This is a genomic window from Flindersiella endophytica (assembly GCF_054779015.1).
This window is the reverse complement of the sequence record NZ_BAAGYY010000024.1, coordinates 226607-248794: the sequence shown is the minus strand read 5'-3', so window position 1 is coordinate 248794 and position 22188 is coordinate 226607. Positions and strand designations below refer to the sequence as shown.

The following is a 22188-nucleotide window of genomic DNA, read 5'->3' as shown; positions in this document are numbered from 1 at the left end:
CAATATCGGTGCGCGGCTGCCGGGCACAGCGCTGGGGTCGCTGCCCATGTCGCGCCTGCTCGCATCGACAGAGTTGCTGGTCACCGCCGACCATCGGATGTTCGGCCTGTGCGACGACGGGCCGGACGGGCCGTTCTCGGCGCCGACACCTGGCAGCGACTGGCTCGGCGTCGGAACGTACGAGGTCGTCGTCGGCACCGCGCAGGATGGCGTCCAGGTGAAGCTGCGGCTGGAGGCCTGGGACGGTCAACCGGCGACTACCACGTCGAGCTGTCCACGACAGGCGGTCCCGAGACCGCGCAGGCGTACTCAGCGCTGTTCGACCGGTTCGATATAGCCAGCGCGATCCGTAGTCGGAACATTACGTTCAGTGCGAGCGATGGTGAGAAAATTGTTTCCCACCATCACGTTTTCCGATTTCCACTTGGAGGGGCTATAGTCTTCCCCCAGGGGCGACGGGTTCCCCCGTGCCTGTCGCCCCATCTTAATCTTTTGATTTCCCCATAACTCGCGTGAGCCGATCTTGCATGCCTTGATCGGCTCGCCCGTGGTTACGGACCCACCACTTTCTCACAAACGACCTCAGCCGGCGGCTTGTCGGCTCGAAGTCCTTTGTACACAGGCTTCTGCGTCGTGCCGTCGGCCGACCAGTCCTCGAACGTGACCTCGCACACCAAATCCGCTTCGACGAAGTTGGCGGAGATCGTCGAAGGCATTTCTGCGAGCCAGTTGCGACATTGCGGCAAAGCCGTCAGCGTTTCTCTCAACCGGCGCTCACCGTCGGCGTCCCAGCCGTTTTCCACCAGCCCGGCGTAGCGATATCCGGTGTCCGGTCCATCACTTTCGCGATAGGCGATCACCAACGCACCGATTCCGTCCGGATTGCTCCCGTTGGCCGGGTCACCGGGCAGCCAGCCGGCGATCGCGAACTCCTGCCGGTGCCCGCTCAGGACCTTCCGCCAGGCGTCGTCGCGCTCGCCCGGCAGGTACGAGCTGTCCAGCCGCTTGGCGAAGATCCCCGGCAGCCCGAGCTGCCGGCCCGCCTCCAGCAGATATCCGCCCTCGCCGACCTGCATGGCGGGCACCTGCCAGTGCTTGCCGGTCAGTTCCAGCGCCTCGAGCTCGCGGCGCCGCTCGGCGTACGGCACGTCGAGCAGCGAGCGCCCGTCGAGATGGAGCAGATCGAAGACGACGTACGTCACCGGTATCTCGCGGCGGCCTTTGCGAATCCATGCGTCAGACGTCAGATGCATGCGCCGTTGCAGCAGTTCGAAGCTCGGCTGCCCGGCCGGATCGAACGTCACGACCGTCCCGTCGAAGACCGCCCGGTGTCCACCGAGCTCGATCGCGAGCCCCGACACCTCCGGATAGAGCTTGCTCAGGTCTCCGAGGTCGCGTCCGTACAGCCGGAGCCGGCCGTGGTCGCAGTGGGCCAGCGCGCGCATGCCGTCCCAGTGCACCTCGTAACCCCAGGCAGCCCCGTCGTCGTCGCTGTCCTCCGGCAGCTCGGAGAGCGAGCCGAACATCGGCGGGAACGGCTCGGGCAGCGGCGTGTATCCGGGCTCCGGCGGATCCATCCGATGGATCAGCCAGTCCTTGTTGGTGCGGAACAGCGCGTACTTCCCGCGCACCCGCTCACCGTGCAGGTGGACGATCACTTTGTCGTCGGTGAACTTCTCGGTCTCGTATGTGCCGGTGTCCCAGATCTTCACCTGGCCGGCGCCGTAGCCCGACGGGATCTCGTCCTCGAACGTGAGGTACTCCATCGGGTGGTCCTCGGTGTGTACGGCCAGCCGGTTCTCCTCCGGCGTCTCCGGCAGCCCGCGCGGCACCGCCCACGACACCAGCACACCGAAACGCTCGAGCCGGAAGTCCCAGTGCAGGCTCCGCGCGTGGTGTTCCTGGATGACGAACCGGTTGCCGGGCTCGCCGTCCGGCTCGCTGTCGCCACGGGGTTCGGGCGTCTGGTCGAACGATCGCTTCCGCTGGTAGTCCTCGAGCCGCCTGGGCTCTCCGGCGTGCTTGCCTGGCACGCCCCCAAGCCTGCCAGCTGTCGCCGCGCCGCGCCGCCCGATCCCCCCGTTGCCGGCGCTGCCGAATCCGGGAAAGGCGGAGGCCAGACAAAGACGTCGAGAGCAGGAAATACTCTTACTTACGGCAAATCATTCTTATTGGAGCCAAACGGACGAGCTATTGCAATCTGCTTTCCTCCCACTGCGTACAGTAGTCGGCGAATCGCCGGAGGATGCTGTGGATTCCAGGGTTCCGGGCGCCTGCTTCCTGAACCGGCCAACGACTTTGTAGAGGTCGCTTCCAAAGCTCGCCAGACCGTTCGGCGGCCCCGTGACGTTGTCCTGGCTCATGGTTATACCAGCAGGTGGAAAGTGGTGCGCGCCCGGCAGGATTCGAACCTGCGACCGTCGGATTAGAAGTCCGATGCTCTATCCAGCTGAGCTACGGGCGCCTGCGGAAGGGGCGGACGGTAAGATCAGCTCGCCGTTCCAGGCCCGCAGAAAGACTAGTCGATTCTTGGTTACAGGTTGCGGCGGACCGGCTTTGGCGCCACTCTATGTGTCGAGACCCGGCCATGTCGGAGAGGTCATTGGGTGAGTATCGGCGGACAAGTTCATGAGTTGCGTCAGTCCCTTCGGGACCTGAGCACCCAGTGCAGCGAATTACCGCTGCCACTGGAGCTTCCTGGTGTCGAAGACGACCGGCGTACGGCCAGAGAACTGGCCGACCAGATCCGCGACTACATCCTGCCGCGGATGGCTAAACCGAAGGCGCCTCTGCTAGCCGTGCTCGGCGGACCAGCAGGCGTCGGCAAGTCGACGTTGGTCAACAGCCTCGTCGGGCGCATCGTCAGCGAGCCTTCCGTGCTGCGCACGGGTGTGCGCACGCCCGTCCTCGTCCACCACCCTCGCGACGACCGGTGGTTCTCCGGTCGCGGCGTCGGCGGGTTCTTCCCGGACCTGCCCCGCGTGGTCGACGGCGAGGTCGACAAGCCGGGCACGCTGCGGCTGGCCTCGATCCCGGCGGCCCCGATGGGCATGGCACTGCTCGACACCCCGGACCTCGACTCGATGTCCGAGGACAACCGCGCGCCCGCGGCCCAGCTCCTGTCGGCCGCCGACCTCTGCCTGTTCGTGACGTCGGCGGAACGGTACGCCGACGCGGCGTCCTGGCGGTTCCTGCGCACCATCGCCGACCGTGGCACGACGCTGGCCGTCGTGCTCAACCGCGTACCCGAAAGCGCGGCCCAGGAGGTACGCGAGGACCTCGCCTACCGCCTGGCCGAGGCCGGGCTGTCGCAGGCGCCGATCTTCGTGGTCGTCGAGGCCCAGGCCAACGAGCAGGGTGTGCTCCCGCCGGCCGCGCTCGGCCGGCTGAAGAACTGGCTGGCCCAGCTGCCGGCCGACGCCGCCACCCGGGAGGCGCTGGTTCGCCAGACGCTCGAAGGAGCGGTGCAAAGCCTGGTCCAGCGTGCCCAGGAGCTCGCCAACGCCCTGGAAGCCCAGGTCGGCGCCGCGGCGCGGCTCCGGCACGACGCTCAGGTCGCCTACGACAAGGCGGTCGAGCGCGTCGACCAGGCTCGCAGTGGCGAGTTGATGCGAGGTGAAGCGCTTGCCCGCTGGCGTGAGTTCGTCGACAGCGGCGAGATCCTCGCCTCGCTGAAGGTACGCACCCACCGAATCCGCCGTGATCTGTCGGAGGCGGCCGCGAGCCACCGCCGGCCAGGCCGCGAGCTGTCGGTCGCACTGACCCACGCCCTGGAGGTCGCGATCGCGAACGCGGCCGACCGGGCGGCGCAGCAGACCGAGGCGAGCTGGCGGGCCAGCCACATCGGCGACACGCTGCTCGGCTCCGAGCGAATGCTCGGCGCGTCCTCGCCCGACCTGCTACGGCGGTCGGGCAGCCGGATCGCGTCCTGGCAGTCCTACCTCCGGCGGCTGGTGGCCAAGGGCCAGCAGCACGACCAGGAGACGCCGCGCTACCTCTCGTTCGGGCCGTACGGCCTCGGGCTCATCCTGATGGCGATGACGGTCGCCGAGGACGACGAGCTGGCGCAGCAGCTGCCGGAGCAGGTGCTGAAGGCGGTCTACGGCTCGGCGCCGGCGCGGTCGTTCGTCCGGCAGTCGTCACGCGAGCTGAAGACCCGGGTGGCGGAGCTGATGACCGAGGAACGGTCTCGCTACGACCAGCTGCTGGATCAACTCAAGCTCACCGACTCCTCGGTTGAGCGACTTCGAGCGACGATCGGGTTCGTCGAGGCGGGGTGGTCTTGGTGACGACAGGTGTCGTCGAACGCATGGCGGACCTGTCGCGGGCCGTTGCTTCCGCGCAAGGCCGGATCGACCCGGAGACACTGGCGCAAGCCGACGACGTGCTGCGCCGTGTCCGCGAGCGCCAGCGCCTGCCCGAAGGGCACACCGTCGTGGCGATCGCGGGCGCGACCGGCGTCGGCAAGTCGGCGCTGTTCAACGCGTTGTCCGGGCTCGACCTCGCGACGGTCGGCGTGCGCCGGCCGACCACCGAGGAGCCGCTCGCGTGCGTGTGGGGCTCCGACGGCGTACGGCCGCTGCTCGACTGGCTCGACATCCCGCGCCGGCACCGGCTCAACCGGGAGAGCGCGCTCGACCTGACCTCGCGTGACGAGGACTTACAGGGCCTCGTCCTCCTCGACCTGCCTGGGCACGACTCGCTGGAGATCGAGCAGCAGGCGACGGTCGACCGGCTGATCGGGCTCGCCGACCTGGTGGTGTGGGTCGTCGACCCCACGAAGTACGCCGACGAGTCGCAGAACGTCTACCTCGAGCGGTTCAAGGAGCAGGAGAACGCCGTCGTCGTGGCGTTCAACCGCGCCGACACCGTGCACAGCGAGGCCACGCTCGAGTGCATGGAAGACCTCCGCAAGATGATGGCGGAGTCCGGGCTTCCCGACCTTCGCGTGGTCGCGACGTCGACACGCACCGGGCAGGGGATCAACGAGCTGCGTTCGGTGATCGGCGAGCGGGTCATCGGCCAGCAGGCCACCGACTACCGCCTGACCGCCGAGTTGAAGCACTGCGCCGACTGGCTGGCGTCGCTGACCGGCGAGAACCCCGCGCGGTCGCTCGCGGGACCCGACAAGGCGCGGGCGCTGTCGGCGTTCGCGGTGGCGGCCGGTGTGCCGGTGATCGTCGCCGCGGTGACGCGCTCGTTCATCCGGCGGGCGTGGCGCAAGATGGCCTGGCCGCCGCTGCTGTGGCTGGCCAAGCTGCGTCCGGACCCCTTGACGCGGCTGTTCCGCGCGCTGTCTCGCGGGCTGGCGCGGCAGAGCAAGCAGCAGTTGGGCGAGGGTGGGCTGCAGAACCCCGAGATCGCGCGGATGGCGCCGACCGAGCCGGTCCCGGTGCAACGTACCCGCGTCGACCAGACCGCACGCCGGATCGTCGGCGTCGCGGCGACGGGTCTCGGCAAGCCGTGGGAGACCGCACTGCGCGAGTCCGCCCGGATGCGGATGCCGGAGCTCTCGGACGAGCTCGACCGAGCGGTCGAGCAGACCGACCTCGGCGTTGCCGACGAGCCGACCTGGTGGTCGTGGGTGCAGCGGCTGCAGTGGGTGCTGCTCGCGGCCGCGGTGGTCGGTGGAGTGTGGACGCTTGGCCTGGCCGTGACGGGCACGCCGCGGTCGACGACGCCCCCCATCCTCGGGGCCTCGGCACCGATGTTCCTGCTGGTGTTCGGCGTGCTGTCCGGGCTGCTGGTGACCTGGATCGCTCGGGCCGCGGCGGGATCGGACGCCCGTAAGCGCGGCATGGAGGCTGACAAGCGGCTGCGGACGTCGATCGCATCGGTCGCCGACTCGAAGCTGTTCACGCCGGTGCAGCGGGAGCTCGGCGCCTACATGGCCTGCCGCGAGGCGCTCAACGGCGTACGCCACGGTCGCTGACCGCCTGACGTCCCCTCTCGGTCGCGTTCGTGGCCGGATGACGCCAGGGCCACGACATTCGGACTGGCGACTTTCTACGATGCCGGTATGGACGTCGCACTCGTCACGGACTGGCTGTTCGGTGGCCGGCTGAAGGACTCAGCCGCGACCCGGCCGGGGTTCGACGATTCCGGCTTCGAGCGCGTTACCGTTCCGCATTGCGTCGTACCCCTGTCGTGGCGGGACTGGGAGCCGTCGACCTGGGAGGACGTCTGGATCTACCGGCGGCACTTCGACCTGCCCGACGGCTTTACCGACCAGCGGATGTTCCTGGACTTCGAGGGCGTCCTCTCCGCGGCGACTGTGTGGCTGAACGGGGAGTCGCTCGGGGAGCATCGCGGCGGGTACCTGCCGTTCAGCCACGAGGTGACCGGGCGCCTGGCCGAGCGGGACAACGTGCTGGCGGTGGTTGTCGACTCGCGATGGCTGCCGGTGCCGCCGAGTGGGCACCCGGACGGGTCGGCCGGAGTCGACTACATGCAGCCGGGCGGGATCTACCGATCGGTGTCGCTGCGGGCGGTTCCGCAGGTGTTCGTGGCGGACGTGTTCGCGCGGCCGGTCTCCGTACTCGATGCGGAGCGCCGGCGGGTCGAGGTGGACTTCACGCTGGACGCGACTGTCGCTGCCGTTGACGCGGAGGTCGTGGTCGAGCTGCGTTCTGCCGCGGGTGCGGTGGTCGCGCGGGAGGCCGTGGGGGTCGAGGTCGTTGGGGGTGGGTCTGTCGCGGGGCAGGTGACGCTCTCGTCGTTGGGCGAGGTGGCGTTGTGGGACGTCGACGAGCCGAACCTCTACGACGTGCTGGCGACGCTGCGAGTCGGTGGCTCGGCGGTGCATTCGTACCGTACGCGGATCGGTTTTCGGGAGGCCCGCTTCGAGGACGACGGGTTCTTTCTGAACGGGCGGCGGCTGAAGCTGTTCGGCGTCAACCGGCATCAGATCTATCCGTTCACGGGCATGGCGATGCCGGACCGGGTGCAGCGGCAGGACGCCGAGATCCTGCGCCGGGAGTTCAACTGCACGATGGTGCGGTGCGCGCACTATCCGCAGGCGGCAGCGTTCCTGGACGCGTGCGACGAGCTCGGAATGCTTGTGTACGAAGAGATTCCGGGATGGCAGTACGTCGGCGATGCTGACTGGCACGGCTTGGTGCTGCGGGACGTCGCCGAGATGATCCGGCGCGATCGCAACCGGCCTGCGGTGGTGACATGGGGCGTACGGGTCAACGAGTCGTCGAACCATCCGGAGCTGTACTCGCGTACGGATGCGCTTGCCAAGCAACTGGATCCGAGCCGGCAGACGTCGGGGGCGATGCGCGGCGACCTGTACTCGACGGACGACTACGCGCACGACATGTTCGCGTACAACGACTACCAGCACGACGAGCTGGGCGCGCGGTTGCGGCCGCCGTTGGCCGGCATTCCCTATCTTGTGACGGAGGCGATCGGGTCGCTGGCGGGGCCGAGCTTCTACCGGCGGACCGATCCGCAGGAGGTGCAGGCTCGGCAGGCGTACCTGCACGCGCAGGTGCACAGCCAGGCCGCCGCCTCCGATCGGTATGCCGGGCTGGTCGCGTGGCAGGCGTTCGACTACGACTCCGAGAACGGGCGGATCGACCATCGGCTGAAGTGCAACGGGATCGGGGACACGTTCCGGGTGCCGAAGCTCGGGGCGGCGATCTATCAGGCGCAGGTGGATCCGCGGGTGCGGCCGGTGATCGCGCCGGCGTTCTACTGGGACTTCGGGGCGCCTGCGGACTGGTCGGCGGCGATGATCTGCTCGAACCTCGAGCGGCTGGATGTCTTCGTGGGTGGGGAGTTGCGGGCGCGGGTCACGCCGGACGTGTCGGGGTTCGGGGCGTTGGCATACCCGCCGTCGTTCGCGGATCTGGGGGTGTCGGAGGCGGATCGTGCGGCGCTTCCTGAGCTGCGGATCGACGGTTATGTGGGGGGTGAGCTCGTGCTGACGCGGTTGTTCGCTTCGGATCCGGCGGGCGATCGGCTGTCTTTGGTGGCTGACGACGGCGTGCTGGCTGCCGATGGTGTCGATGCGACGCGGGTGGTCTTTCGTGCGGTGGATCGGCATGAGGCGCCGCGGCCTTACGTGGGCGGGGCGGTGTCGTTTTCGCTGGTGGGGCCGGGGGAGTTGGTGGGCGACAACCCGTTTTCCCTGGGCGACCACGGCGGGGTCGGCGCGGTGTGGGTGCGGACGTGGGGCGGCGGTGCGGGCAGCGGTGCGGGCGGCAGGATCGAGTTGACCGCTTCGCACGCTTTGCTTGGCAGCAGGTCGGTGAGCATCCAGTCGCTGGCATGACCCGGTGCGCGTGGCCGTTTTTCGTCCACAGGTGACTCGTTTTCGCGCTTTTCCACAGAAACAATCTCTCGCTTCCCAATCGCCCCCTCTCCCGGCAGGCTCGATCTCGAGCACAGCCACGACGGTACAGCGGGAGAACCCCATGTTCGAAACACAAGTCACCCTGGTCGGCCAGGTCGCCTCCGACGTCAAGTTCGCCTTGTCCACGCGTCCTGAGGGCGAAGAAGACCTGCCGATCGCCAGGTTTCGGGTGGCCTCGACCATCCGCAAGTTCGACAAGGCCCAGAAGATCTGGGTCAACGGCGACACCATATTCGCCACGGTCGTCTGCTTCCGGCGAATGGCCGAACACGTCACCTCCAGCCTGAAACGCGGCGACCCCGTGCTGGTCAATGGCAAAATGCAGCTGCGGACCTGGCGGGAAGAGAATCGCAGCGGCAACGAGCTCGAGATCATCGCGACGGCCGTCGGCCCCAACCTGCAGTTCGGCACCGCGATGTTCAGCAAGTCCCTGTTCCGCGTACCGCCCGACTCCGCGGAGTCCGCCCCCGACGAACCGTTCTCGCCCACCCCGATGGCCGAAGTCACGCCCTTGCCAGGCGTCTCCGACATCCGAAGCGCCGGCCCGGTAGATGCGTCAGGCGTGCTGCCGACACGCCCCAGCGAGGAGAGGACCTCCCCCCACCCACCCTCCTCCGACCCATCCACCCCGGCCGACGAGCAGGCGGCCGCCTAAGGCCCGCCTGCCGCAGAAGAGACGGTTTTGCCACACGTCTCTTCCCCCGCTGCCGGGCGGCGGCGAGGTCCGCTCCGCGGTTGCCCCGCCAGTTCCACCGCCGACGCGCGAAACCCCGCCGCCCGGCAGCTTCCACCCATCCCCCCAACGAGAGGAGAACCCCCATGCCGCCCGCACAGCCCTCATCGCCCGGCACCCATCCTGCGGCGGCCGGCGAGCCACCGCCCAGATCCTGCGGCGGGGACGGCATCGACTCGCGACCAGCCCTGCGCCGGCCACGGAGCCAGGGCCCGCCCGCCCTGCGGAGGCGGCCATCGCCCGGCGCTCAACCAAGCCGATCGGCGAACCACCGCCCGCCCGGAGGTGACCATTTTGACCGGCGCCTAGCCCCGCGGAGCGGCGGACCGCGGCCCAGTCCCGCAGAGACGGCATCAGCCGCGACCAGCCCTGCCCTGGCCGCGAGCCATCGGCCCACCCTGCGGAGGCGTCCGTGACTGGCAGCCAACCCTGCTGGGCGGCAGAACCGCAGCCCAGCTCCTGCGCGGGGGCGGCATCGGCCCGCGACCGGCCCTGCCCCGGCCACGAGCCACCGCGCCCACCCGCTACTGCCTCTCGCCGCCGCAGCTGACAGTGCCGAGCCGGGCCAGCCCACGACCGCCCATCCCTGGCCGCCCACCGGGCCCGGTGCCACCCGACGCGAGCCGTCGCCGGCGGTCGCCATCAGCGGCCGACGACGGCCAGCACCCGGAAGCGACAGGATCCAACTGACCGGCACAGCCACCCGCCGGCATTGGCGTCCTCGCTGCCGCCGTCGGCGGCAGCGATCGGCGCCGCAGATCGCCGATGCCGTCTGGGCAGCCACTCGAGTCGACAGGCCTCGTGGCTCACCCGGCGTCAGCAGACTCGGGCGGTGCTGTCGCTGTCGTCGCTGTCGTCGCTGTCGTCAGCAACGGCGGGGCGCCTACGACAGGGGTAGCCGAGGCGACTCGGGCTGCACGCCCACCGGCGCGGCGGCGCGGATCGCGGGCGGTTGTGGCGGCAACCGATCCGCCTGGGCGCGGCAGGCGCTGGGCCGAGGCCTGTCGCCGCCCGGTCGAATGTTTTCCGTCGTCTCTGTAGCGCCGGCGCGGCTCTCACCTGCGTTGTCTCCCGGTGGCGGTGGTCATCCGCCGGCCACCGGGGTTGGCGCGGGTGGCGCGGACGCCGGGCGTACGTACGCTGGAAGCACGCTGCCGTCGTCTCCGGGGCACCGAGCGCAACGCGGTTGGCCGGCCGGTGGGGGAGTACGGCAGGATAGGTAGCCGTCTGGCTCCACAGAGGGTGACGCCCTCCTGGTCAGCCGGATCTATGACAAAACCCTCAACTTCTTGCCAGGTGGTTTGATCGTGGCTGAGTACATCTACACCTTGCGCAACGTGCGCAAGGCGCACGGCGACAAGGTCGTTCTCGACAATGTGACCCTGTCGTTCCTGCCCGGCGCCAAGATCGGTGTGGTGGGGCCGAACGGCACCGGTAAGTCCACGATGCTGCGGATCATGGCCGGCCTGGAGCACGCGAACAACGGTGACGCCATTCTGGCCCCGGGCGCGAGCGTGGGCATGCTCCAGCAGGAGCCTCCGTTGAGCGAGGAGAAGACGGTTCTGCAGAACGTCGAGGAGGGCGTCGCCGACACGAAGGCGAAGCTCGACCGGTTCAACCAGATTTCTGCCGAGCTTGCCGACCCCGACGCCGACTACGACACGTTGCTTGCCGAGATGGGTGACTTGCAGACCGACCTCGACCATCGTGACGCGTGGGATCTTGACTCGCGGCTCGAGATGGCGATGGACGCGCTGCGTTGTCCGCCGCCTGACGCCGAGGTGACGAAGCTGTCCGGTGGTGAGCGTCGCCGGGTCGCGTTGTGCAAGCTGTTGCTGTCGCAGCCCGACCTCCTGCTGCTCGACGAGCCGACCAACCACCTCGACGCCGAGAGTGTGCTGTGGCTGGAGCAGCACCTCGCGAGCTACCCCGGCACCGTGCTGGCGATCACACACGACCGCTACTTCCTCGACAACGTGGCCGAGTGGATCCTCGAGCTCGACCGCGGCAGGGCGCACGGCTACCAGGGCAACTACTCCACCTACCTCGAGACCAAAAGCGCGCGCCTCCAGGTCGAAGGCCGCAAGGACGCCAAGCGCCGCCGGATCCTCGAGCAGGAGCTGGAGTGGGTGCGGTCCAACCCGAAGGCGCGCCAGGCCAAGAGCAAGGCCCGGCTCCAGCGGTACGAAGAGCTGGCCGCCGAGGCGGAGCGCAACAAGAAGCTCGACTTCGAAGAGATCCAGATCCCGCCAGGCCCGCGCCTCGGCAACTCCGTACTCGACGTGACGAAGCTGACCAAGGGCTTCGGCGACCGCGTACTGATCAACGACCTGTCGTTCTCGCTCCCGCGCGCCGGCATCGTCGGCGTGATCGGGCCCAACGGTGTCGGCAAGACCACGCTGTTCCGCATGATCGTCGGCGAGGAGAAGCCGGATTCCGGCGACCTGAAGGTCGGCGACACGGTCTCGCTCTCGTACGTCGACCAGAGCCGCGGCAATCTCGACGGGAAGAAGAACGTCTGGGAGGTCGTGTCCGACGGGCTCGACTGGATCCGGGTGGCGAGCTTCGAGATGCCGAGCCGGGCGTACGTCGCGTCGTTCGGGTTCAAGGGCTCCGACCAGCAGAAGCCGGCCGGCATCCTGTCCGGCGGTGAGCGCAACCGGCTGAACCTCGCGCTCACGCTCAAGCAGGGCGGCAACCTCCTGCTGCTCGACGAGCCGACGAACGACCTCGACGTCGAGACGCTGCAGTCGCTGGAGAACGCCCTGCTGGAGTTCCCGGGATGTGCCGTGGTCACCTCCCACGACCGCTGGTTCCTCGACCGGGTGGTGACGCACATTCTGGCCTGGGAAGGTACGGACGAAGACCCCGCGAACTGGTTCTGGTTCGAGGGCAACTTCGCCGACTACGAGGCCAACAAGATCGAACGGATGGGACCGGAGGCCGCGCGCCCGCACCGGGTCACCTACCGGCGCCTCACCCGCGACTAGACGACGGAACGACGAGAACGCCGTGCCCGTCGGGAAACCCACGGGCACGGCAAGCCTCCAGGCAGAGGTAGATCAGCTCTGGCGGAGCTTTTCCCATTCCGGGGCCAGGATCGACATCACGGTGGCGTCGACCCACTCGCCGTCCCAGTACAGCGCGTCCCGCAGGACGCCCTCGGCCACGAAGCCGGCCTTCTCGTACGCGCGGCGGGCCCGCGGGTTGAAGGCGTACACCTCCAGGCTGATCCGGTGCAGCCGCAGCTCCTCGAATCCGTAGCCGACGATCAGCCGCGTCGCCTCCGTGCCGAGCCCTCGGTCGCGGCCTGCCGGGCCGATCAGGATGCGGAACCCGCACGACTGGTTGTTCGGATCCCAGTCGTTCAGCACGGCCTCGCCCACGCAGCCACCGGTCGAACGGTCGACGATCGCGAGGTCGAGCCGATCGGTCTGATCCTTACGGGTACGCATCCACTCCCGCGCCCGCTCCTCGTCGACGTCCCCGTGCGACCCGGTCAGCCGCACCACCTCCGGATCGTCCATCGCCACTCGCATCGCGTCGTAGTCGCCCTCGACGAGCGGCCGGAGAACCACCTTCGAGCCAGTCAACGTCGGGTTGTACGAGAAGTCCGTCACCGCCCCAGTCTGTCGACGACCGACGCGCCAACACCAGCCGATTCAGCCCCAGCCGACACCCGCCGGCTCGCCGCCGCAACGTGCGGAAGCGGAGACCGACCACGCGAACGTGGCGGTGGCGACGCGGCAACGGCCGCCGCGCGGCACTGGCGGGCCTGGAAGCTCCTGTGGCTCAGCAGATGCAGGCCGGTTCGTCGGCGTCGTTGGTGCGGGGGACCGGCCGGGCCGCCGTGGAAAGTGGAGAGCGGGCGACATCGCGCGCGAGTCCGGTGACGGCGTTGGTGCGGCGCCGGCGGAGTTCGGGAGCCGGCCCGGCTGCCATCCGCCGGCCCAGCGGCAGCGTCGTCGAGTCCGGGCCACCAGGACCCCGACCGCGCGTGCGTCGCGGGGAATCCATCGCGCCAGGACTGGTCCGGAGCGCGTGCCGGTTAGCTGATGCTGGCTGGTTCGTCGGCGTCGTCAGGGGAAGGCATGCCGTCAGGGTCCTCGGCGGAGTGTTCGGAGCGGTCGATCACCGCGCGGAAGACGCGGCCCAGCGCCTCGAAGTCCTCTGGGGTTGCCACGTCGACGAAGGCTTCTCGGACTCCGGTGACGTGGGACGGTGCGGCCTCGACCAGGCGCGCGTATCCCTTGTCGGTCAGTCGGGCGTAAACCCCGCGCTTGTCTGAGGCGCAGGTGAAGCGCGTGACGTACCCCGCCCGTTCCATTCGGGAGATCGTGTGGGTCAGGCGGCTCCGGGACTGGTGCACCCCGTTGGCCAGCTCCGCCATCCGCTGGGTTCGATCCGGTGCTTCCGACAGCTGCACCAGGATCTCGTACTCCGACAGCGACACTCCGTGAGCGCGCAGGTCCTTCTCGAGTCGGTCGTGCAGCCGGGCGTTGCCCAGCAGGTACGTGCGCCAGATCTGCTGTTGCTCGGCGCTCAGCCAGCGAGTCCCCATACCCCCAGAATACATCTAGTTGACAGTTCAACTAGCTCTCGCTATCCTGGCGGACGTAAGTTGTTGAAACTTCAATCGTCTTGGGAGAGTAGACGTACATGAGCACGACACAGCCGACCACGACGACTGACCTGGCGCCCGGCCTCACCGCCGGCACCTGGGCCATCGACCCCGCTCACTCGGAGGTCGCGTTCACGGTGCGGCACCTGATGACCAAGGTGCGCGGAGTGTTCCAGGAGTTCGAGGGCGCGATTGTCGTCTCCGAGCAGCCCGAGAGCTCGAGCGTGAACGTCACGATCCAGGCCAACTCGGTCAGCACCCGCAACGAGCAGCGCGACAACCACCTGCGCTCCAGTGACTTCTTCGGCATCGAGGCGCACCCGACGCTGGTCTTCAGCGCCACCGGGCTGCGGGTCACCGGCGCCGAGACGTTCGTCGTCACCGGCGATCTGACGATCAAGGGCGTCACGAACGCCGTCGAGATCGAGGCGGAGTTCCTCGGCGTCGACACCGACGCCTACGGCGCCACCCGCACAGGGTTCGAGGCGTCCACCACGATCAACCGCAAGGACTGGGGCGTCGACAGCAACGTCCCGCTCGGCGGCGACAAGATGCTGATCGGCGACCAGGTGACGATCCAGCTCTCCGTGCAGGCGGTACGTCAGGACGCCTGACCCCTCCAGCGACACAGAGCGACTCAGAAGGTTGCGAGCCGGTACGCGCCGGCGCGCAACCTTCTGTCGTTTGTGGGGGAGGATAGATGCGCCGAGAGCGATCGGGAGGTGCCGTGGCGACAGTGACAGCGATATGCCCGGTGTGCGGCGGCTCAGGCAGCGTCGCGGTCGACCGGATGGTGGTCGAGCTGGCCAGTGAACGAGGCGGGACCGGCCTCGTCAGCGAAACCTGCCGCGCCTGCACGGGCGAAGGAAAGCTGACCGGCGGCGGCACGCTCGCCTGAGGAGTCAGGAACGCCGGCGGGCCGACGCCGAACACCGTCGCGAAACCGTTCCAGCCAGCTCCTGCCAAAGAGCATCTGGAGCCGCGCAGTTTGCGGAAGTACTTTCGGGGCTAAGGAGGGCGCTGTGGAGGAGCAATCCGAGCTGGCCGAGCTGGCCGCCGCCTACGGCATCGCCATCGACTACTGGGACTGGCAGGGCCGGCACGTCAACGTCAGCACCAAGACGATCGCCGCCGTACTCGCGGCGCTCGACGTCGACGTGTCGACGCCCGAGGCCGCGCAGGCCGAGCTGGAGCAGGTCCGGCTGGTCGCCTGGCGGCGGATGCTGCCGCCCTGCGTCGTCACGACCCGTACCGCACACGCCGATGTGCTGGTCCACGTCGCCGCCGGCGCGGACGTCGAGGTCTGGGCCGAGCTCGAAGACGGCACGGTTCGGCGCGATCTCCAACAGCAGCACCACCTCGTTCCCGCGGGCCGGGTCGATGCCGCCCTGATCGGCGAGGCGAAGTTCCGCGTCCCCGCCGGCCTGCCGACGGGCTACCACCGGCTGCTCGCGCGTTCGGGCGACCGCACGGCCGAGGTCTCGCTGATCGTCACGCCCGACCGCCTGAACCCGCCGACGAAACGAACGTGGGGCTTCACCACGCAGCTCTACAGCGTGCGCTCCAGCCGGTCGTGGGGGATCGGCGACCTCGGTGACCTGGCCGAGCTCGCCAGCTGGAGCGGCCGCGACCTCGGAGCCGGCTACCTACTGGTCAACCCGTTGAACGCCGCGGGGCCGACGCTCCCGGTCGAGCCGTCGCCGTACCTTCCGACGACCCGCCGTTACGCCGACCCGCTCTACCTGGATCTGAACCAGGTCCCCGAGCTGGCAAGCCTCGAGCCCGCCGACCGGGAACGGATCGACCAGCTCGCCGGACCGCTGCGGCAGCTCAACCGCTCGCCCGCCCTGCTCGACCGCGACCGGATCTGGCCGGCCAAGCTGCGAGCGCTGGAGATCCTGAACGCCGCACCCCGGTCGACCGAGCGGGAGGCCGCGTACCAAGCCTTCCTCGAAAGCGAAGGCGACGCGCTGCTCGGCTTCGGCACCTGGTGCGTGCTGTCGGAAATCTACGGGCCTGAGTTCGCGCGCTGGCCGGAGCACCTGCGGCGGCCGGACTCGCCGAAGCTGGAGGCGGTCCAGGCGACGCATGCCGAACGCATCGACCTCTACCGGTACGCGCAATGGTTGCTTGACGAACAGCTCGACCATGCGCAGCGGCAGGCGATGGCCGCCGGCATGACGTTCGGCATCGTGCACGACCTGCCGGTGGGCGTCCATCCCCATGGCGCCGACGCGTGGGCGCTGCAGGACGTCCTCGCGCAGGGGATCGCGGTCGGCGCGCCGCCCGACGAGTTCAACCAGCAGGGACAGAACTGGTCGCAGCCGCCCTGGCGACCGGATCGGCTGGCCGAGACCGGCTACGCCGTCTGGCGCGACCTGTGCGCGCGGGCGTTCCGGCACGCCGGCGGCGTACGCGTCGACCACGCGATCGGGATGTTCCGCCTGTGGTGGGTACCCGACGGCGGTCCGGCCGACGAGGGCACCTACGTGCGTTACGACCACGAGGCGATGGTCGGAATCCTCGAGCTGGAGGCCGAACGCGCCGGTGCCGTCGTGATCGGCGAGGACCTCGGAACGGTCGAGCCCTGGTCGCGGTCGTTGCTGCACGAGCGCGGGATCCTCGGCACCAGCGTGCTGTGGTTCGAGCGCGGCGAGGACGGGCGGCCGCGCCCGCCGAACGAGTGGCGCGAGCTCTGCCTGGCGACGGTCACGGTCCACGACCTGCCGCCGACGCAGGCGTACCTCGCTGGCGCGCACGTCAAGCTGCGCGACGAACTCGGCCTGCTGACCCGCCCGGTGGGCGTGGAGCAGGCGGCGTTCATGGCCGAACGGGAGACCTGGGAGCGGACGCTGCGGGAGTACGGCCTGCTGGCCGCGCTCGCTCCGGGAACGGGAACCGGCCCAGAGGTTGGAGCAGACGTTGGCGCAGTAGCAGGTGCGGTAGTAGGCACTGCGGACGACGACGAGGCGATCCTGCTCGCACTGCACCGGTTCGTGGCCAAGACGCCGGCGGTGCTCATCGGTCCCGCGCTGACCGATGCGGTGGGCGACCTGCGGATCCAGAACCAGCCCGGCACGCATCACGAGTACCCGAACTGGCAGTTCCCCCTCTGCGACGGCTCCGGCCGGCCCGTACTCCTGGACGATCTGCCCGATCTGGCGAGGCTCCGGCGGCTTGTCCAAGCTTTGTCGGTACCGTGTTCTACGTGATGATCCAGAAGATTGGCCAGCGTCTGCTGGTGGTTGGCCTGGTAGCCGGCACGGCTGGGCTGGCGGTGGCGGGCCCCGCGCTCGCCGAGACGCCCGACACCTGGACCAAGCCCGCGCCGACGCCGTGGCTGGAGACGCTCGGGATCTTCGTAGGTATCCCGGCCTTGCTGTTCGTGCTGATCGTGTTGATGGTGCTGGCACCTTCGATGGTGCAGCGCGGCGGATCGCAGGCGGGCCTGACCTGGTGGTCGGCACCGCAGTGGTTCGGCCAGCGGCCGGTCGAGGCGTCGCCGGGCGAGGCCGCGCAACTCGAGGCGAGCGCGGCGGCCGAAACAGAGCCAGCCGAAGCGGAGCCGGCCGGAGCGAAGCGAGGTGGCGTCGGTGCCCGCTGGTGACGCGTTCAGCAACGCCGATCGTTACGAGATCGACCAGGCCGTCAAGCACGCCGAGCAGGCGTCCGGGCTGCACTTCTCGGTCTACGTCGGCACGTCCGACTCCGAGCTGCGGCCGTTCTCCGAGCGGCTGCACGCCCAGCTGCCCGACCCGGCGCACTCCGTCCTCGTGGTCGTCAACCCGGCCGCGCGGCTGCTGGAGATCGTGACCGGTGAAGAGGCCAAGCGCACGTTGCGCGACGAGGAGTGCCGGCTCGCGGCGCTCGCGATGACGTCCGCCTTCTCCGGTGGTGACCTGACCGGCGGGATCGTCGCCGGTGTCAACCAGCTCGGCGAACACGCCTACCGGCCCGCGACACTGCACGCCGACCAGGAGTGACGTTCGGTGCCTGAATGAGTGCCGCTTGGGAGCAGGCGCTCGACCCGCTGGCGGAGGGCTACCGCGACCTGTTCGCGAAAGTACACGTTGTCGCCGAGGCCGACGACCGGGTGCGCGCGCTGTGGCTGTCGGGTTCGCTGGCCAAGGGCACGGCCGACGTCGGCTCCGACCTCGACGTGCTGGTGGCGATCCGCGACGCCGACCTCGAATCGTTCGCCGAGGGCTGGCGCGAGTGGCTGGAGAGCATCACCACGCCGCTCGTCGCGCGCCCGTTGACGTTCGCGCCGGGCTCGTTCTACTCCACCAACGTCGACTGCCTGCGGCTGGACGTCGTGGCCGAGCCGGTCGGCAAGCTGCCGGAGAGCCCGTTCGCGACGCGCGTCCTGGTGTTCGACAAGGACGGTGTCGACGCGCGGGTGCCGGCGGAGGGGCCGGAGCGGCCGGGGCCGGACGTGGAGAAGATGAGGTGGCTGGCCGAGGAGTTCTTCCGGCAGCTGGCGCTGTTCCCGCAGGCCGTGGCCGGCCGGCAGGACTGGCTGATGGGCGTCGTCGGAGTGCAGGGCAACCGGCAGATGCTGTACGACGTGTTCGTCCAGGCGAACCAGCCGCTGCCGCCGATGGGCGTGAAGCAGTGGAGCAAGAAGCTCACGCCCGCGCAGCAGGCCGTCCTGAGGGCGCTGCCTCCGCTGGACGCCACCCCCGAGTCCGTGACCGCGGGCATGCGTGCCACGGCTGACGCGTGGGCAACGGCGGGGCGAGAGGCGCTGGAGTCGGCGGGCGCGGAGTGGCCGGAACAGCTGGCGGCTGGTGCCCGGGCCTACTTCGACCGCGAGCACCCGGCCTGACCCCACGCCCGGCATCCCTGTCCGCCCGCCCGCCGAGGCGCGAATGACCACGTTAACCACGTAATTGGCGGGTTAACCACGCCCCGGGGCGTGGCGAAGCACCTACTGGCGTGGCGATGTGCCGATTTTGCGGGCTCCGCCGCGTGGGCCAAACGCTTGGCGAGCCGCGAATGACCACGTTAACCAGCCAAATGCGTGGTTAACGTGGTCATTCGCGAACGCTGCCGCCCTGCTACGCCCCGCCCTGCTACGCCGCGGCCGCGTCCTTCACCTGAGCAGCCAACGCTCGCTCGACGTCGGCCAGGCCCTCCGACACCAGGCGGCGGACGGCTGGGCTGGGCTGCTGTGCCTCGAGCCAGCGGCGTACGGTCTCCGCCGTCTCGGGGGTTGGCAGGTGGCGCGGGAACAGCCCGATCAGCACGAACTGCGCCAGCTCGTTGCCCTTGCGGTCCCACACCCAGCCGGCCGCGTCGAGGTAGCGCTCGACGTAGGGCCGCAGCAGTTCGCCCTGTCCCGGCTGCCAGAAGCCGCGGATCATGCTGAGCATGGTCTGGTTCGGTACGTCGTCGCGTTCGACGGCGTCGGTCCAGGCCAGCTCCTTGGCCTCGGCGGTCGGCCGGGAGGCCCGCGCCTGGGCGGCGGCTTCCTGGCCCTTGATCGTGTTGTCGCGCTCGAGCTCGGCCGCGATCTCGGCCTCGTCGAACACACCGAGTCGCGCGAGGTTCTGGACCAGCGTCCACCGCAGGTCGGTGTCGACGGCCAGGCCCTCGAGCACCCGAGCGCCGGACAGCAGGTCGGCCAGCACCGCACCCTGCGCGGGCGTCATCACGGCGGCGGCGTACGACCGGACCAGCGCCAGCTGCATGTCGCTCCCGGGCGCGGCGGACTCGACCAGCGGCAGCAGCCCGTCGGCCCACGCGAGCTGAGCCTCCGAACGCCGTGACGGCGTGGTGTAGAAGTCGACCGCGGACTGGGCCGTACGCAGCAGCAGCCCGGCGACGTTGATGTCGGGCTCGGCCGCGACGCCCGCCAGCACCAGCCGGACGTAGTCGCGCGCCGACATCTCGGCGTCGCGGCACATGTCCCAGGCCGCGGTCCAGCACAGCGCGCGGGGGAGCGCGTCGGTGAAGTCGCCGATGTGCTTCACCAACGTCGCGAGCGAGCGCTCGTCGAGGCGGATCTTGGTGTAGGTCAGGTCGTCGTCGTTGAGCAGCACGAGGTCGGGCTGCTGCACGCCGGCCAGCTCCGCGACCTGGGTACGATCGCCGACGACATCCAGCTCGATCCGGCTGCGCCGGGTCAGGCCCTCAGACGTCAGGTCGTAGAGCCCGATCGCGATCCGGTGCGAACGCAGCGTCGGCTGCTCCGCGATCGCGGTCTGCTCGACGGCGAACGACGTGAACGCCCCCGCCGAATCGACCGAGAACACCGGCCGCATCGTGTTGACGCCCGCGGTCTCGAGCCACTCCTTGCTCCACGACTCCAGCTCGCGCCCGCTGGTCTCCTCCAGGCACGTACGCAGGTCGGCGAGCGTGGCGTTGCGCCACTCGTAGGCCTTGAAGTAGTGCCGCAGGCCGGCGAAGAACTCGTCGCGGCCGACCCACGCGACCAGCTGCTTCAGCACGCTCGCGCCCTTGGCGTAGGTGATGCCGTCGAAGTTGACCTCGACGTCCTCGAGGTCACGGATGTCGGCGGCGATCGGGTGCGTCGACGGCAGCTGGTCCTGCCGGTACGCCCAGGTCTTGTCGGTGTTGGCGAACGACGTCCACGCGTTGGTCCACCGCGTGCGCTCGGCCTGGCACAGTGTCGCGGCGTACGACGCGAACGACTCGTTCAGCCACAGGTCGTCCCACCAGGCCATTGTCACCAGGTCGCCGAACCACATGTGGGCGAGCTCGTGGAGGATCGTGTTGGCCCGGCCTTCGTACGAGGCATCGGTGGTGCGGCTGCGCCAGACGTACTCGTCGCGGATCGTCACGCAGCCGGGGTTCTCCATCGCGCCCATGTTGTATTCGGGCACGAACAGCTGGTCGTACTTCTCGAACGGGTACGGATAGTCGAAGGTCTCCTCGAAGAACGCGAACCCGCGCTTGGTCACATCGAGGATCTCGTCGGCGTCGAGGTATTCCGCCAGCGACTGCCGGCAGTAGACCGCCATCGGGACCTCGCCGGCGCGGCCGGCGTAGGAGTCGTGCACCGCGTGGTAGTGGCCGGCGACCAGCGCGGTGAGGTACGTCGAGATCCGCGGGGTCGTGCCGAACCGCCACACCGCCGTGCCCGTTCCGGGCAGTGACTCAGTCGCGGGCGTCGGTGAGTTGGAGATCACCTGCCAGGTCTCCGGAGCTGTCACCGTGAGCGTGAACGTGCCCTTGAGGTCGGGCTGCTCGAACGTCGCGAACATCCGGCGTGCGTCCGGCACCTCGAACTGCGTGTAGGTGTAGGCGCGCCCGTCGGCCGGGTCGAAGAAGCGGTGCAGCCCTTCGCCGGTGGTCATGTACGAGCAGTCGGCGACGATGCGGACCTCGTTGTCTGCGGCGAGGTCGTCGAGCCGGATCCGGCTGTCGTCGTAGACCTGCTCGGGGTCGAGTGTCCGGCCGTTCAGCGTCACCTCGCGCACGGTCGGTGCGATCAGGTCGACGAACGTGCCGGCGCCCGGCTCGGCGCAGCTGAACGTGATGACGGTCGTGGAGCCAAAGGTGTCTACACCCTTGTCCTCCGCACCGCTGAGGTCGAGGTCGACGGTGTAGCCGTCGACGTTGAGCAGGCGCGCCCGATCGGCGGCCTCCTCACGGGTGAGGTTCGTGCCTGGCATGCGCACAATCCTTTCATGGCGACCACGCGGCTTGTAGGTCGCTTCTACGGGACGATCGGACTGGACGTTCGGGAAGAGAATCGGGTAGGCCAGGGGTTGGCGCAAGTAGTTGTCGGTTCAGCTACCCCCGATGAAGGGTTGTCATGACGAACGAGGTCGCGGTTACAGAAGTTGCCGACTTCTGGTTCGACCCGAGGTGCCCGTGGGCGTGGATCACGTCGCGCTGGATGCTCGAGGTGGAGAAAGTACGGCCGGTAACCACGAAGTGGCACGTGATGAGTCTCTCCGTACTGAACGAGGGTCGCGACGAGCTCCCGGAGAACTACAAGAAGGGCCTCGCCACCGGATGGGGGCCGGTGCGGATCGCGATCGCGGCCGAGCAGTGGGCGCAGCGCGAGGGCAAGGACTCGAACGAGGTGCTCGGCAAGCTCTACACCGAGCTGGGCGTGCGGTTCCACCACGAGAAGCGCGAGAACAACGAGGAGACCTACGCCGACGCGGTCGCCGCGGCCGGCCTGCCTGCGGAGCTGGTGGAAGCAGCCGGGAGCGAGGACTACGACGAGGCGCTGCGCGCCAGCCACCACAAGGGCATGGACCCTGTGGGCTACGAGGTTGGTACGCCGGTGATCCACGTCGCGGGCACGGCGTTCTTCGGTCCGGTGATCTCGCCGATTCCGCGTGGCGACGAGGCGGGCAAGCTTTGGGACGGCGTGCTCGCGGTGGCGAGCAACCCGGGATTCTTCGAGCTCAAGCGCTCGCGGACGAACCCGCCGATCTTCGACTGAGCTCTGGTTGAACCTTCCGGGACCTTGGGCTCTTGCTCACCAAGGCC

The 22188-nt window shown here is 69.1% G+C and carries 17 protein-coding genes and 1 tRNA gene; 13 read left to right on the top strand and 5 right to left on the bottom strand.

Going from position 1 to position 22188, the window contains the following annotated elements:
* Nucleotides 1-46 precede the first annotated feature (46 nt).
* Complete coding sequence (locus tag ACYVF6_RS28975; RefSeq protein WP_460525769.1) at nucleotides 47-337, top strand: hypothetical protein; 291 nt, start codon at nucleotides 47-49, stop codon at nucleotides 335-337.
* Between the two features lie 214 nt (nucleotides 338-551).
* On the opposite strand, the gene ACYVF6_RS28970 is transcribed toward ACYVF6_RS28975, so the two are convergent.
* Together ACYVF6_RS28970 and ACYVF6_RS28965 are read right to left on the bottom strand one after the other, a co-directional pair.
* Nucleotides 552-2033: a DNA polymerase ligase N-terminal domain-containing protein gene (locus ACYVF6_RS28970; protein ID WP_460525768.1), complete on the bottom strand. Its 1482-nt coding sequence runs from the start codon at nucleotides 2031-2033 to the stop codon at nucleotides 552-554.
* Between the two features lie 357 nt (nucleotides 2034-2390).
* A tRNA-Arg gene (locus tag ACYVF6_RS28965) sits at nucleotides 2391-2464 on the bottom strand.
* 169 nt (nucleotides 2465-2633) lie between these two features.
* On the opposite strand from ACYVF6_RS28965, the gene ACYVF6_RS28960 reads away from it, so the two are divergent.
* From ACYVF6_RS28960 to ettA, 5 genes are all read left to right on the top strand, one after another.
* Nucleotides 2634-4289, top strand: a complete 1656-nt coding sequence (locus ACYVF6_RS28960; RefSeq protein WP_460525767.1) for a GTPase family protein — start codon at nucleotides 2634-2636, stop codon at nucleotides 4287-4289.
* Nucleotides 4286-5932, top strand: a complete 1647-nt coding sequence (locus ACYVF6_RS28955; protein ID WP_460525766.1) for a GTPase family protein — start codon at nucleotides 4286-4288, stop codon at nucleotides 5930-5932. The genes ACYVF6_RS28960 and ACYVF6_RS28955 overlap by 4 nt, the downstream gene beginning before the upstream one ends.
* Nucleotides 5933-6019: 87 nt before the next feature.
* A complete protein-coding gene (locus ACYVF6_RS28950; protein ID WP_460525765.1) occupies nucleotides 6020-8281 on the top strand; it encodes a glycoside hydrolase family 2 protein in 2262 nt (753 codons plus the stop codon).
* 4 nt (nucleotides 8282-8285) lie between these two features.
* Complete coding sequence (locus tag ACYVF6_RS28945; RefSeq protein WP_460525764.1) at nucleotides 8286-9017, top strand: single-stranded DNA-binding protein; 732 nt, start codon at nucleotides 8286-8288, stop codon at nucleotides 9015-9017.
* A gap of 1385 nt (nucleotides 9018-10402) precedes the next feature.
* Complete coding sequence (gene ettA / locus ACYVF6_RS28940) at nucleotides 10403-12085, top strand: ABC transporter ATP-binding protein (RefSeq protein WP_460525763.1); 1683 nt, start codon at nucleotides 10403-10405, stop codon at nucleotides 12083-12085.
* A 72-nt stretch (nucleotides 12086-12157) separates the two neighbouring features.
* Here ettA and ACYVF6_RS28935 read toward each other — a convergent pair whose 3' ends face one another.
* On the bottom strand, nucleotides 12158-12715 hold the full coding sequence (locus ACYVF6_RS28935) for a GNAT family N-acetyltransferase (protein WP_460525762.1): 558 nt from the start codon (nucleotides 12713-12715) through the stop codon (nucleotides 12158-12160).
* Nucleotides 12716-13143: 428 nt separating this feature from the next.
* Nucleotides 13144-13656, bottom strand: coding sequence for a MarR family winged helix-turn-helix transcriptional regulator (locus ACYVF6_RS28930; RefSeq protein ID WP_460525761.1), 513 nt, complete (start codon nucleotides 13654-13656; stop codon nucleotides 13144-13146).
* Between the two features lie 98 nt (nucleotides 13657-13754).
* Here ACYVF6_RS28930 and ACYVF6_RS28925 point away from each other — a divergent pair, with 98 nt between their 5' ends.
* From ACYVF6_RS28925 to ACYVF6_RS28900, 6 genes are all read left to right on the top strand, one after another.
* Nucleotides 13755-14330: a YceI family protein gene (locus ACYVF6_RS28925; RefSeq protein WP_460525760.1), complete on the top strand. Its 576-nt coding sequence runs from the start codon at nucleotides 13755-13757 to the stop codon at nucleotides 14328-14330.
* A gap of 113 nt (nucleotides 14331-14443) precedes the next feature.
* Entirely contained in the window at nucleotides 14444-14614 is a 171-nt protein-coding gene (locus ACYVF6_RS28920; RefSeq protein ID WP_460525759.1) for a hypothetical protein, read from the top strand.
* 124 nt (nucleotides 14615-14738) lie between these two features.
* Nucleotides 14739-16928, top strand: a complete 2190-nt coding sequence (gene malQ, locus ACYVF6_RS28915) for a 4-alpha-glucanotransferase (protein ID WP_460525758.1) — start codon at nucleotides 14739-14741, stop codon at nucleotides 16926-16928.
* Entirely contained in the window at nucleotides 16925-17323 is a 399-nt protein-coding gene (locus ACYVF6_RS28910) for a hypothetical protein (RefSeq protein ID WP_460525757.1), read from the top strand. The genes malQ and ACYVF6_RS28910 overlap by 4 nt, the downstream gene beginning before the upstream one ends.
* Nucleotides 17310-17699, top strand: a complete 390-nt coding sequence (locus tag ACYVF6_RS28905) for a DUF5130 family protein (protein ID WP_460525756.1) — start codon at nucleotides 17310-17312, stop codon at nucleotides 17697-17699. The genes ACYVF6_RS28910 and ACYVF6_RS28905 overlap by 14 nt, the downstream gene beginning before the upstream one ends.
* A gap of 14 nt (nucleotides 17700-17713) precedes the next feature.
* Nucleotides 17714-18544 (top strand): nucleotidyltransferase domain-containing protein, encoded by an 831-nt coding sequence (locus ACYVF6_RS28900; protein WP_460525754.1) that lies wholly within the window; start codon nucleotides 17714-17716, stop codon nucleotides 18542-18544.
* A 247-nt stretch (nucleotides 18545-18791) separates the two neighbouring features.
* Here ACYVF6_RS28900 and pepN read toward each other — a convergent pair whose 3' ends face one another.
* Complete coding sequence (gene pepN, locus ACYVF6_RS28895; RefSeq protein ID WP_460525753.1) at nucleotides 18792-21356, bottom strand: M1 family aminopeptidase; 2565 nt, start codon at nucleotides 21354-21356, stop codon at nucleotides 18792-18794.
* Nucleotides 21357-21499: 143 nt separating this feature from the next.
* Between pepN and ACYVF6_RS28890 the strand changes: the two genes are divergently transcribed.
* Nucleotides 21500-22141 carry a mycothiol-dependent nitroreductase Rv2466c family protein gene (locus ACYVF6_RS28890; RefSeq protein ID WP_460525752.1) on the top strand — a complete coding sequence of 214 codons (642 nt, stop codon included), beginning with the start codon at nucleotides 21500-21502 and terminating at the stop codon, nucleotides 22139-22141.
* Nucleotides 22142-22188: the final 47 nt, after the last annotated feature.

What these genes read in the sequence shown, in the direction of transcription:
- ACYVF6_RS28925 (WP_460525760.1), top strand. Translation starts at nt 13,755, where the DNA reads ATGAGCACGACACAGCCGACCACGACGACTGACCTGGCGCCCGGCCTC.
- pepN (WP_460525753.1), bottom strand. Translation starts at nt 21,356, where the DNA reads ATGCCAGGCACGAACCTCACCCGTGAGGAGGCCGCCGATCGGGCGCGC.
- ACYVF6_RS28950 (WP_460525765.1), top strand. Translation starts at nt 6,020, where the DNA reads ATGGACGTCGCACTCGTCACGGACTGGCTGTTCGGTGGCCGGCTGAAG.
- ACYVF6_RS28975 (WP_460525769.1), top strand. Translation starts at nt 47, where the DNA reads ATGTCGCGCCTGCTCGCATCGACAGAGTTGCTGGTCACCGCCGACCAT.
- ACYVF6_RS28900 (WP_460525754.1), top strand. Translation starts at nt 17,714, where the DNA reads ATGAGTGCCGCTTGGGAGCAGGCGCTCGACCCGCTGGCGGAGGGCTAC.
- ACYVF6_RS28890 (WP_460525752.1), top strand. Translation starts at nt 21,500, where the DNA reads ATGACGAACGAGGTCGCGGTTACAGAAGTTGCCGACTTCTGGTTCGAC.
- ACYVF6_RS28930 (WP_460525761.1), bottom strand. Translation starts at nt 13,656, where the DNA reads ATGGGGACTCGCTGGCTGAGCGCCGAGCAACAGCAGATCTGGCGCACG.